Source organism: Streptomyces sp. CAI-85 (genome assembly GCF_013363615.1).
Classification (GTDB): Bacteria; Actinomycetota; Actinomycetes; order Streptomycetales; family Streptomycetaceae; genus Streptomyces; species Streptomyces antibioticus_B.
On the sequence record NZ_JAANNX010000004.1, the window covers coordinates 113657 to 125428 of the forward strand.

Genomic DNA, 11772 nt, shown 5'->3' on the forward strand with positions numbered 1-11772 from the left:
GCGAGGCAGGACCATGGCATCGACGAATCCCTCGGCCGGACCGAGGCACACCCCTCTCCCCGGCGCCGGTCTCGACGCCGCCCGGATGCCCGGACACTGGCTGCTCGCCCGGCTGGGCAAGCGGGTGCTGCGCCCCGGCGGTGTGGAGCTGACCCGGTGGATGCTGGACACCGCGGGCATCGGCCCCCGGGACCGGGTGGTCGAGCTGGCCGCCGGGCTCGGGGCCACCGCCCGGCTGGCCCTCGCCCGCGGCCCCGCCGCCTACACCGCCGTCGACCGCGACCCCGCCGCCGTGGCCACGCTCGGCGCCCTCGCCGCCCCCGGCCCCACCGAGGTGCGGGCCGTACGGTCGGACGCCGCGGACACCGGTCTGCCGGACGGCACGGCCACCGTCGTGTACGGCGAGGCGATGCTGACGATGCAGCCCGAACCGGCCAAGCGGCGCGTCGTTCGGGAGGCGCGCCGGCTCCTCGACGACACCGGCGGCCGGTACGCCGTCCACGAACTGTGCCTGCTGCCCGACGGGCTGGACCCCGCCCACGCCGAGCTGATCGCCGCGGACCTCAAGGACGCCCTCCATGTCGGCGCCCGCCCCCTGACCCCGACCGGCTGGAGCGGACTCCTCGCCGCCGAGGGGTTCACCGTCACCGCCCGCAGGACGGCCCCGATGGCCCTGCTCGAACCGCGCCGGCTCGTCGCCGACGAGGGGCTGCTCCCCGCCCTGCGGATCGCCGGACGGGCGCTGCGCGACCCGGCCGTCCTGCGCCGCGTACGGCGGATGCGCCGCGTCTTCCGCCGGCACGGCGCCCATCTGGGCGCGATCTGCCTGATCGCCGTTCCCACCCCGCCCGAGCCCTGAGGAGGCATCCCGATGAGCGTCACCGTGATCAACGACCTGGCCGCCGAACTGACCGTGCCCGAGGACGGCACGCTCAGCCGCGTCCTGTACCGCGACGACCGGCTGCGCGTGGTCGGTTTCGCCTTCGCCGCCGGCCAGGAACTCACCGAGCACACGTCCGCCCTGCCCGTGGTCATCCAGGTCGTCCGGGGCCGGCTCGACCTCGTCCTGGGCGAGGAGAAGACCGAGGCGGTGCCGGGGAGCTGGATCCGTCTGCCGGCGCGGCTGCCGCACAGCGTGCGCGCCGTCGAGCCGAGCGTGATGCTGCTGACGATGCTGCCCGGGGCCGGGGCGCTCCCGGCGGCGTGAAACCGGCGTGAGACCGGCGTGAGACCGGTTCGAGGGGCCGCCGGGTCAGGCGTCGTCGAGGACGTCCGTCACCGGGCGGCGCGGCGTGACCGGGCCCCTGGGGCCGTAGCCGATGCGCAGCACCATCTGGACCAGGCCCGTGCCCGCGCCCGGGTCGCGGGCCAGCAGGCGCAGCTCGCGGTCCTCCAGGGCGTGCGAGGTCAGCGAGGTGGCCAGGTCGGCGAGGGTGGCCTCCAGCAGGACGCGCTCCATGGCCTGGCCGGCGCGCAGCCAGTCGGCGGGACGGTCGCCCGGGGTGCTGAGCAGGGCCAGGTGCGGGGTGTGCTCGAAGGAGGTGGTGCCGCGGTCGGCCACCCGCCGGCGTCCGGCGAAGTCCCGCCGGGGGGCCTTGCCGTCCCGTTCACGCGGCCCGAAGGCGTACTCGGGGACGCCGTCGACGGCCGTGTCCGCCTCCGGGCCGAGCCGGGTCCAGCGCACCACGTCCTCGTTGACCTCGGGGTTCATCGCGTCGCGGTTCTCCGCGTCGCGCACCAGGTCGAGCACGGTCTCGGCGTGCCAGGCGCCGGGGAACAGCAGCTCGGCGCCCTCCCGTACGGCGGCCTCCCGCAAAGTGGCCCGCAGCTCCTCGGGCACCTCCTTGTCGGCGAAGGGGTTCCGGCTGGTGTGCCGCTCCCGGATCGCGGGGTGCAGCCGCGCCAGCTCGTCGTCGGGCAGCCGCCCGACGGCCGGGTCGGGGTCGGCCAGGTCGACGGCGGCGAGCAGCAGCGGGTCCCCCGGTTCGGGCAGCAGCCGGGTCTCCGGGACCAGGCCGGCGTGCGCGGCGGCGACCCGGAGGTTGAACAGGGCCGCGCCGCAGCCGATGTGCAGCGCCCGGTCGTCGGGATCGGAGTGCGGCATGGCCCGCTCAAGGTCGGCGTACAGCAGCAGGCGGCGCCCGCCGGTCGCACGGCGGAACCGCCACGGCTGCGCGTTGTGCATGGACGGGGCCGCGGTGGCGTCCGCCACCAGGGCCACCACCGTCCTGTCATCGAGTCGCGATGCCATGGCGCCCTCCTCACAGGATGGTCGCTCGCCGCCGGACGTCCGGCAACCGGAGGTCAGTGCCCCTCTTGCCGGAGCCTGTCCTGGGCCTGGGTGGCGATGACGGCGGCCTGGATGCGCCGCTCCACGCCGAGCTTGGCGAGCAGCCGGGAGATGTGGTTCTTGACGGTCTTCTCGGCGAGGTAGAGGCGCTGGCCGATCTGGCGGTTGGTCAGGCCCTCCCCGATGAGGGCCAGGATCTCCCGCTCCCGCTCGGTCAGACCGGGCAGCGCGTCGGGCTCGGGCTCCGGCTCCTGGCTCTGGCGCAGCCGGGCCATCAGCCGGGCGGTGGCGCTGGGGTCGAGCAGGGACTGCCCGGCGGCCACCGTGCGCACGGCGGAGACCAGGTCGGAGCCCTGGATCTGCTTCAGCACATATCCGGACGCGCCCGCCATGATCGAGTCGAGCAGGGCCTCCTCGTCGTCGAACGAGGTCAGCATCAGACAGGCCAGCTCCGGCATCTGCGAGCGCAGCTCCCGGCAGACGGTCACGCCGTCGCCGTCGGGCAGCCGGACGTCGAGGACCGCGACGTGCGGGCGCAGCGCGGGCACCCGGACCAGGGCCTGCTGGACGTTGGCGGCCTCGCCGACGACGGTGATGTCCGGTTCGTCGTTCAGCAGGTCGTGCACCCCGCGCCGGACCACCTCGTGGTCGTCCAGCAGGAAGACCCGGATCGGGTTGTCGGGACCGGGCTGCTCGCCGTCCGCCATCGGAACGCTCCTTGTTCATGGTCCCGGACCGGACAGCCGGGGTCTGTCGGACCCTACCGACTTCTCCGGGGCGGGATCCAGGCCGGGTTGTCACCCGGGCTCCTCGCGTTCAGCTCGTGGGCACGAGGACGACGGGGCAGTGGGAGTGGTGCAGCAGGACATGGGCGACCGGGCCGACCGGCGGGCCGGGCACGGCCCCGCCCCGGCTGGTGCCGATGACGACGACATCGGCCTCGCGGGTCCCGGCGAGCAGGGCGTGCGCCGGGCCGGTGCGGACCGTGCGGACGTCGACCTCGACGGTGGGGTACTCCTCGCGCAGGCGGGCGACGCCGAACCGCGGCACGGCCTCCTCCGCCCGGTCCTCGCGGGCCTGGCGCTCCTGGCCGGGGCTGGTCGCGGCCACCAGGGAGGGCAGTTCGGGGGTGGTGAACCGGTGCGTCACGGCGTGCACGACCCGCAGCCGGACCCCGCGGCGCGCCGCCTCCCGGAAGGCGTGGACGGCCGCCGGGGCGTCGGCGTCGCTCTCCAGGCCGAGCAGCACCTCCCGGCCCTGGCCGCCGGTGCGGTCCCCGCGGACGACGAGCAGCGGACCGTGCACCCGGGCGGCCAGGCGCCAGCTCACCGAGCCGGCCAGCAGCCCGGAGACGTTGCCGAACCCCCGGGTGCCCACGACGGTGAGCACCGCGCTCTCGCTCTCCCGCGCGAGCACCCGTACGGCGCCGCCCTCCACGCCCCTGGTCTCCACGGGCAGACCCGGATGGCGGTCCCGGACCCGGTCGGCGGCCGACGCCAGCACGGGCCCGGACTCGTCGCGGTCCGGTACGGCGTAGACGACGCGCAGTGTGGTGCCGTACCGGACCGCCTCCTCGGCGGCCGCGTCCAGCGCCCGTACGGAGACCGGCGAACCGTCCACTCCCACGACCACATGACGGTCGGTCATCGGCCTGTTCCCTTCTTCGGTGCGGTGCTCGGGTTCGTCCGGACGGCGCCTCGCCCTCGGCCGAGGTCCGTGTCCGGGTCGCGGCGCGGGCTCGCGGTGCCTTCGGGGCCGTATCCCAGGCGGATCAGCATCTGGACGTGGCTGGTGCGGCCGGGGGTCGGGCTGAGGGAGCGGCGCAGGTCGGGCCATTCCAGGCCCTGGTGCAGCAGGGAGGCGCGCAGCCCGTGGGCGGTGGCGAGGAGCCACACGTGCTGGAGCGCCTGCCCGGCGCGCAACCAGTCCGCGCGCCGGTCGTGCTCGGTGATCAGCACGGCGACGACGGGTTCCGCCTCGAACGGCCGGGCCACCAGCTCCTCGGTGTGCCGCCGCGCGGTGAAGTCCCGCAGGGGGATGCGTTCGCACGCGTCCTGGGGACCGAGAACGGCCCGCGGCAGGCCCGTGCCGGGAGCGGGCCGCAGGTCCTGGTGCACCCACCGGTTGCTCTCCGCCGCACGGTCGGGGTCGGCGCGGTTGCGGCGCTCGGCCTCCGCGGTCAGCCGCAGCAGCCGCGCCGTCTCGACGGGGTCCGGGAACCACAGCCGCGCGCCCTCCGCGCGGGCCGCCTCGCCGAGTTCGCCGCGCACGTACGCGGGCAGCGGCTGCCCGGTGAAGGGGAGCCGGCTGCTGTGCCGGCGCCAGATCGCCTCGTAGAGGTCGGCCCGGTGGCCGGTGGGGCGGCGGACGCCGGTCCCCGCCGGGCGGACGACCGCGAGGAGGCCGGGGTCCTGCGGACAGGGCAGCAGTCGCGCGACCGGGGACCGGGCGCCGTGCGCGATCGCGACCCGCAGGTTCAGGAGGCTCGCCCCGACCGAGAGATGCAGGGCGCGGCCCGCCGGGTCCGTGTACCGCAGGCCGCGTTCGGGGACGGCGCGCACCTGGAAGGTGCCCGACGCGGGGTCCAGGCGGAACGCCCACGGCTGGGTGTTGTGGATCGACGGCGCGGCGGCCGCGGCCGAGACCCAGGTCTGTGTCTCCGGGGTCACGGCGTCGAGGGTGGTGCTCGGCATGACGTCCTCCTCACGCGTCGCGCGCGACAGATGGGTTGTGGCGCAGTGCCAGGGCGTCGCGCACCGCGCCGAGCAGGTAGGCGACCGCCGTGGAGAGCACGAGCAGCACCGCGTACGGCTTCCAGGACTCCCAGGCCCGGGACGGGGCCTCCGGGTGTGACGTGGTCACCCCGCTCACCTCCTGTCCGTCCACCGCGCCGGGTCGTCCGTCGTCGCCGGGTGCGGTACGACGACCACCGGGCAGGCGGAGTGGTGCAGTGCCGCGTGGGCGACCCGTCCGAGCTGGAGCCCGAAGCGGCCCCCGCGGCGCTTCGCCCCGACGACCAGCAGATCGGCCTCGTGCGAGGCGTCGACCAGCACCCGGCGGGCGGGGCCCTCGACGGTACGGCGGCGTACGTCGACGTCCGCCGGGACGTCCCGCAGCGCCGCCTCCAGCTCCTCGGCGGCCTGCTCCTCGTGCAGCCGGGCGGGCTCACCGGCGAGCAGCGGGTGGTCGGTGCTCTCCCGCGCGGGGCACCGCCAGGCCCGTACGGCGTCCAGCGGCACGCCACGGCGCCGGGCCTCCTCCTGGGCGAACCGCACGACCGGCGAGTCCTTCGTCCCGTCGCCGACGCCCACCAGGACGCGGCCGCGGAGCGGGGGCGTCGGCCGGTGGTCGTGACCGCCGCGCAGCACGATGACCGGGCAGTCGGCGTGGGCGGCGACGGCGAGGCCGACGGAGCCGAGCAGCGCCTCCGCGAGGCCGCCGCGGCCACGGGTGCCGACGACCAGCGCGGCGGCGTTCCGGCCCTCGCGCACGAGGGCGTACTCGGGTTCCTCCAGCACCACGTCGGCGGTGACCCGCAGGGCGGGCTGCCGGGCGCGCGCCCGCTGTGCGGCGGCGCCGACGACGTCCTCGGCCGGCGGCACCGCCGACGGCCTGCCGATGTCCCGGGCGAGCGCGGCACCCTCGTACCGCTCCCACAGGCAGGCGTACACCACCCGCAGCGGCACCCCGCGCAGGACGGCCTCGTCGGCGGCCCAGTCGACGGCCCGCAGGCTCGGCTCGGAACCGTCCACGCCCACGACCAGGGGCCTGGGGAGGGCTCGTGCGGCCGGTGCGTCCATGGTTCTCACTCCCTGGGTCGGTGCGGCCGTCGTCCCCGGGTCGGTGCGGCCGGCTTCCGGTTTCAGGGTGGCGGCGCGGGAAGGGCCCGGTGCAGAGCCCGCAGGTCCCCTGTCGCAGGGCCGAACGGAGGCCGTCCCGGTGCCGAGTGGCCCGGCAGTGGGCAGTTCCGGGGACCGAAGTGCCCCGGCTCATGGGGCCGTTCGGCCCCTCTTGGGCCAACTCCGGTCAACGGCGCCGAAACACCGGCGGGTGGCTGCTAGACAGGAGATCGCCCGCCGGAACCGACCGCGGTGCCCGTCCCCCGCTCTTCCTTCCGTCCCTGCCCGTGGAGGCCCTCATGCTGTCCGCAGAATCCGCCGCCGTGGTCCGTGCCACCCTGCCCGCCGTGGCCGGAGCGCTCGACGAGATCACGACCCGCTTCTACGGCACGATGTTCCGCGACCGGCCGGAACTCCTCGACGGGATCTTCAACCGGGGCAACCAGGCCAGCGGGGCCCAGCGGCAGGCGCTGGCCGGCTCGATCGCCGGGTTCGCGACCGCGCTGCTCGACGATCCGGACACCCGCCCGGACACGCTCCTCGACCGGATCGCGCACAAACACGCGGCGGTCGGTGTCACCGACGACCAGTACACGATCGTGCACAAGTACCTGTTCGGCGCGATAGCCGAGGTGCTCGGCGACGCCGTCACCGCGGAGGTCGCGGCCGCCTGGGACGAGGTGTACTGGCTGATGGCCGGCGCGCTGATCGGCCGGGAGGCCCGGCTGTACCAGGACGCGGAGGTCGCGCCCGGCAAGGTGTGGCGGCAGTGGACGGTCGTCGAGCGGCGCACCGAGACCCCCGACGTGGTGTCGTTCCTGCTCCGCCCCGCCGACGGCCTGCCGGCGCCGCGGGCCCGCGCGGGCCAGTACGTGAGCGTACGGGTCCTGATGGGCGACGGCGTGCGCCAGCCGCGCCAGTACAGCCTGTCCTCGGACCCGGGCGGCGACCTGCGGCGGATCACCGTCAAACGGGTCACCGGCACCGGCGGCGCGCCCGACGGCGAGGTGTCCGCGCTGCTGCACGACCAGGTGCGCGAGGGCGACGAACTGACCCTCTCCGCGCCCTTCGGCGATGTCTTCCTCGACGACCCGGCCGACGCCGCCACCCCGGTCGTCCTGGTCTCCGCGGGCATCGGCGGCACCCCCATGGCGAGCATCCTGGCCCATCTCGCGGCCCTCGGCTCGACCCGCCCGGTGCTGGTCCTGCACGCCGACCGCTCCCCCGCCGACCACGCCCTGCGCGCCGAGACCCACGACCTGGTCGATCAACTGCCGCATGGACGTGCCGAGTTCTGGTACGAGCGCCCCGGCTCGGAGGAAGGCACGGCCCACGAGGGCCTGATGGACCTGGCGGATGTCGAACTGCCCTCGGACGCAACGGTGTTCCTGTGCGGGCCGCTGCCGTTCATGCGCGACGCCCGCGCGCAGCTCCTCGGCGCGGGGATCCCGGCGCGGCGCATCCGCTACGAGGTGTTCGGCCCCGACCTGTGGCTGCCCGGCGCCACGGTCTGAACGACACGGACCGGACGACACGGCCCGAACGACACTGACCGGACGGCACGGGGCCGTCCCACCGCACTCCAGGAAAGGAACTGTCATGACCGGCAAGGACATCCGCCCCACCGCCCCCGCCTCCGGCGTGCTGCTGCGCGCGGACGGCGAGGTGGACGCGGACACACTGGCGTACGCCCGCACCAAGATCGACGCGGTGGTGGGCCGGCCGGGACTGCCCGCCGTCAGCGGCGAGGTGCACATCACGAGGTCGTCCGCCCCGCACGCGGGCCGGCCCTGGGCGGCGACGGCCGCCCTCCACGTCGGACGGCACGAGGTGGTCGTCCTCGCCGAGGAGGCCACCGGGCGCGAGCTGGTCGACCAGCTCCAGGACCGGTTGCGCCGCCGGACCGACAAGGCGGCACACGCCGGACGGGACGACCGGCGGGCGGCGGCTCCGCCGTGGCGCGGCGGGGTCGAGTCCGCGTCGGCCTGAGTCCGCGTCGGCCTGAGGCCGCGTCCGCCTGAATACGCGTCCGCCTGAATAACCCCCCGCCTCCAGGACGGGCCCGGTCGGTGACGGTCCACAGGCCGGGCCTCGGCGGTGTCACCCGCGCCGCCGCCCCTGGTCAGACCGCGCGCACCGGGTGCCGTACGACGGCGTCGAACAGGTAGCCCTGGGTGTTGGGGACGGTGGTGTCGGGCTGGGTACGGCCCGCGCTGTCGGTCGCCCGCGCGAGCAGGGTGTACGAACCCGGCGCCGAGGGACGCCAGTCGGTGGACCAGCGGACCCAGCCGTGCCGGCGCGGGGTGTCGTGCAGCCGGGCCCGCCGCCAGGACGCGCCGCCGTCGGTGCTCACCTCGACCCGGACGACACCGCCCGCCCCCGACCAGGAGCGTCCGGTCAGCCGGTGCGCCACGCGCGCGTCGAGCGCCGCGTCCCAGTCCAGCTCCCAGGCGCTCTTGACGGTCTGCCGGCTCAGCGGGGCGCTGCCGCCCTCGGGGTACGCGGCGCCGAACAGCCGGTAGAAGTCGGTGTTCCAGGGCGAGTACAGCGGCTGGTCGGCCACCTCGATGTCGCCGACCCACTTGACCGACGCGATGCCGATCCAGGACGGCACGACGACCCGGACCGGGAACCCGTGGTCGTACGGCAGCGGTTCGCCGTTCATCTCGTAGGCGAGGAGGACGTCGTCGAGGGCCTTGGACAGCGGCAGCGGGCGGCGGACCCGGCCGAGGTTCGTGCCGTCCGCGGTGACGTAGTCGGGGTCGAGGCCGCGGGGCAGCACGTCCACGGCCCGCCGGTGCAGGCCGGCGCGCCTGAGGACGTCCGCGAGCCGCACCCCGCGCCAGCTCGCCGTGCCGATCGCGCCGAGCGTCCAGGCCGTGCCGCTGACCGGCTGGCCCTGCTGGCTCGTGAAGAAGCTGCGGCCGTTGCCCGCGCACTCCACGAACGCCGTGCGGGTGACGGCGGGCAGCCGCTTGAGGTCGCGGAGGGTGAGGTCCACGGGGCCGCCGCGCAGTCCGGCGCCGTGCACGGTGAGCCGCCAGTCGGCCGCGTCCAGGACGGGCGTGGAGGTGTGGTTGCGGACGAAGAAGCGGTCGGCGGGGGTGTGGTAGCCGGTGCCGGCGAAGGAGGCGAACTTCGACTCGGCGTTGGTGCCGCGGACGGTGAAGCGGTCGTCGGGGAGCGGCTTCACGATGCCGGGGGCGGTGGTGTTCGTGGGGGCGGCGAAGGCGGGGGCCGCGAATGCGGGCAGGGCGCCGCCGCTCGCGAGTCCCGCGGCGGCCAGGAGGCGGAGCATGTCGCGGCGGGCGACGCCGTCGGCGCGGGCCTCGCCGGCCAGCCACTGGCGCAGTCTGCGGCGGTCGTAGGCGGATTCGGACGTGGAGACGGGCATGGGGGCCTGCCTTTCCGGGGCGGGAAGGGGCGGTGCGCGAGGTGTGGCGCGGGGATGCCTGGACCGGGGCGGGCGGTCACGGGCGTGCCGCGGCCACGTCCCTGGCAGGTGGGGTGGGGAAGAGGTGACTCAACAACAGCCGCGCGACAGTGACGCGCGGGACCGCGGAACGGGGCGGTGGGTGTCGAGGTTCACGGGGCCATGGTAGGAGACGGCGGTGAAGTCGGCCCGCGCTTCAGGGAGTTCGGGAGTCGGGCGGTGTGCTCGGGCGGGCCGTCAGGGTTCCTCGGAGTCGCCGCCGCCGAGGCCGGTGAGGGCGCCGACGGGGTCCGGGTCGGGGGTGCCGCGGGGCCACCAGTCGTCACGGTCCGGCTCGGACTCGTAGGCGTACCACAGGCCGTCGCGGCCGAAGCGGAGCTGGAGACCGCCCCGGGGGTGGGTGAGGTGGTTGCGCCAGGGCCGGAAGGCGGGGAGGTCGGCGGCCAGGAGCAGCGGGCGGGCCCGGTCGAAGCGGCCGGCCGGCGGGTCCCAGGGTTCCTCCAGGACGGTGAGGCCGTCCGGGCCGCCCTGCCGCCACGCGGCGACCGCGCGCGCCAGGTCGGCAGGGGTGCGGCCGGCGGCGGAGGCGAGGGAGGCGTAGAGGGAGCGGGTGGCGGCGGTCAGCCCGGAGCCGGGGCGAGCGGCGGCGAGCCGTACCGCGTCCTGCCACAGGGTGAGTTCGCCGATCTCGTCGTGGCCGGTGGCCAGCAGGGCGTGGGCGCGGGCGGCGGCGTCGGTGGCGAGCTGGTCGAGCTGGAAGGCGTCGGGTCCGCCGGGCGCGGAGGGGTAGGCCGGGGGCTGCTCGGGGTGCGCGGGCGCGGGCAACGGGGGCGGGAGCGGCGGGAGTCGGCGCGCGGCGAGGGCCTCGGTGGCGCGGACGCCCGGCAGCGGTGCCGGGTCCTGTTCCTGGGCGGCGCGGGCGGCCCGCGTGGCGTTACGGCGGGACAGGGCGTCCAGCAGTTCCCGTTCGCCCCGGCCGCGCAGCAGGAGCAGGACGAACGGGTCGGCGTCCAGGAGACGTGCGGTCTGGTAGCACAGGGCGGCGGCGTGCTTGCAGGGGTGGCCGCGGTCGGGGCAGGTGCAGTGCGGATCGAGGTCGCCGGGGCCGGGCAGCAACGGCACCCCGCACTCGGCGAGCGACTCCGGCATCTCCTTGTCGAGCAGCGCGGCGATGTGCGCGGGGCGCTCCACGGCGGCGTCCAGGAACCGCTCCCAGTCGTCGGCGCCGAACGTACGCAGCCGCACCTGTACGCGGTAGGGCCGGGGACGGCTCCCCCGCACGTACGCGAGGACCAGCCCCGGGGTGACCGTGATGGCGTCCACGCTGCCCTGCTCGGCGTAACTCCGCCCGCGCGCCAGCCGCTTGGCGTCCAACGCCCCTTCCTCCAGGGCGGCGACCCAGGCGTTCCCCCACCAGGTCTCGGCGAACCGTGACGCGGCGGGCCGGGGCGCGAAGGCGGCGAAGGTACGCCGATGATCGCCGTCCCGGGCGGGGGCGGCCATGGAACGGGGAACGTGGGCCGCCACCCCGGACTCCACGTCCGGCTCGGGCTCGGGCAGATGCTCGGGCTCGGAGGCGTCCGACGGCATACGGAACGCCCCGGCGAGCACCTGCCGCACGGCCCGGGCCCGCTCCCGGGAAACGTCCCCGGCCCCGGCACGCGCGACGGCGTCGACGGCCCGCTCGGCGGGCGTCCGCCCCACCCGCGGAACAGACACCTCCCCGCTACGAGCCTGGGCCCGAGCCGCCCGCAACGCCTCCCGAGCCAGATCCCCGGGCCGCGCACCGTCCGACTCCGCGGGTTGGTTCTCCGACGGACGCTCACCGGACGCCGGGGTCCCGTCCGCAGCCGGGTCCACGGGACGACCGGTGGGTGGGACAAACTCGGCCGAGTGACCGTCCGCCGACACGGAACCGGCGGGGCGCCGCAGGGCCGCCCGCACGGCGTCCCCTGGCCTCGTCTCGCCCGCCCCCTGGGACGCGTCCAGGACCTCGCCGGAAGGTACGGCATCCGCCACGCCACTGTTGGCCAAGGCCATCCGACGCCGCAGGGCGGCACGCGCCGCGTCACCCGGCCTCGGCGCGCGGGGCTCGTCCGGCGTGCGGGACTCGTCCGCGGCCCCGGTCCCTGGGGCGGAGCCCGTCGGGCCGTGCAAGGCCGCGCGCGCAGCGTCGCCCGGCCTGGGCGTCCGGGGCGGGGTCGGCTCGT

12 protein-coding genes are annotated in these 11772 nt (G+C 76.2%); 4 read left to right on the forward strand and 8 right to left on the reverse strand.

Annotation, left to right across the window (positions count from 1 at the left end):
* The first annotated feature begins 13 nt into the window (after positions 1 to 13).
* Both G6W55_RS07705 and G6W55_RS07710 read left to right on the forward strand, forming a co-directional pair.
* On the forward strand, positions 14 to 859 hold the full coding sequence (locus G6W55_RS07705; protein WP_175520041.1) for a class I SAM-dependent methyltransferase: 846 nt from the start codon (positions 14 to 16) through the stop codon (positions 857 to 859).
* A 12-nt stretch (positions 860 to 871) separates the two neighbouring features.
* Positions 872 to 1207: a cupin domain-containing protein gene (locus tag G6W55_RS07710; RefSeq protein WP_175520042.1), complete on the forward strand. Its 336-nt coding sequence runs from the start codon at positions 872 to 874 to the stop codon at positions 1205 to 1207.
* Positions 1208 to 1252: 45 nt separating this feature from the next.
* Here the strand turns inward: G6W55_RS07710 and G6W55_RS07715 are convergent, their stop codons facing one another.
* The 6 genes from G6W55_RS07715 to G6W55_RS07740 all read right to left on the reverse strand — a co-directional run bounded on the left by G6W55_RS07715 (position 1253) and on the right by G6W55_RS07740 (position 6090).
* Positions 1253 to 2251: an Acg family FMN-binding oxidoreductase gene (locus G6W55_RS07715; RefSeq protein WP_175520043.1), complete on the reverse strand. Its 999-nt coding sequence runs from the start codon at positions 2249 to 2251 to the stop codon at positions 1253 to 1255.
* 53 nt (positions 2252 to 2304) lie between these two features.
* Positions 2305 to 2997 (reverse strand): response regulator transcription factor, encoded by a 693-nt coding sequence (locus G6W55_RS07720; RefSeq protein WP_175520044.1) that lies wholly within the window; start codon positions 2995 to 2997, stop codon positions 2305 to 2307.
* Between the two features lie 109 nt (positions 2998 to 3106).
* Complete coding sequence (locus G6W55_RS07725; RefSeq protein ID WP_175520045.1) at positions 3107 to 3937, reverse strand: universal stress protein; 831 nt, start codon at positions 3935 to 3937, stop codon at positions 3107 to 3109.
* Entirely contained in the window at positions 3934 to 4983 is a 1050-nt protein-coding gene (locus G6W55_RS07730; RefSeq protein WP_175520046.1) for an Acg family FMN-binding oxidoreductase, read from the reverse strand. Before G6W55_RS07730 ends, G6W55_RS07725 begins: the two co-directional genes overlap by 4 nt.
* A gap of 10 nt (positions 4984 to 4993) precedes the next feature.
* Positions 4994 to 5152, reverse strand: a complete 159-nt coding sequence (locus tag G6W55_RS07735; RefSeq protein ID WP_175520047.1) for a hypothetical protein — start codon at positions 5150 to 5152, stop codon at positions 4994 to 4996.
* A gap of 5 nt (positions 5153 to 5157) precedes the next feature.
* Positions 5158 to 6090 carry a universal stress protein gene (locus G6W55_RS07740; protein WP_175520048.1) on the reverse strand — a complete coding sequence of 311 codons (933 nt, stop codon included), beginning with the start codon at positions 6088 to 6090 and terminating at the stop codon, positions 5158 to 5160.
* Positions 6091 to 6428: 338 nt separating this feature from the next.
* Here G6W55_RS07740 and G6W55_RS07745 point away from each other — a divergent pair, with 338 nt between their 5' ends.
* Positions 6429 to 7643 (forward strand): globin domain-containing protein, encoded by a 1215-nt coding sequence (locus tag G6W55_RS07745; RefSeq protein ID WP_175520049.1) that lies wholly within the window; start codon positions 6429 to 6431, stop codon positions 7641 to 7643.
* 85 nt (positions 7644 to 7728) lie between these two features.
* A complete protein-coding gene (locus G6W55_RS07750) occupies positions 7729 to 8118 on the forward strand; it encodes a hypothetical protein (protein WP_175520050.1) in 390 nt (129 codons plus the stop codon).
* A 133-nt stretch (positions 8119 to 8251) separates the two neighbouring features.
* Here the strand turns inward: G6W55_RS07750 and G6W55_RS07755 are convergent, their stop codons facing one another.
* Together G6W55_RS07755 and G6W55_RS07760 are read right to left on the reverse strand one after the other, a co-directional pair.
* The gene (locus G6W55_RS07755; protein ID WP_175520051.1) at positions 8252 to 9523 is read right to left on the reverse strand and encodes a sulfite oxidase; all 1272 of its coding nucleotides are present in this window, start codon (positions 9521 to 9523) and stop codon (positions 8252 to 8254) included.
* A gap of 276 nt (positions 9524 to 9799) precedes the next feature.
* Positions 9800 to 11602, reverse strand: coding sequence for an SWIM zinc finger family protein (locus G6W55_RS07760; protein WP_254876151.1), 1803 nt, complete (start codon positions 11600 to 11602; stop codon positions 9800 to 9802).
* Positions 11603 to 11772: the final 170 nt, after the last annotated feature.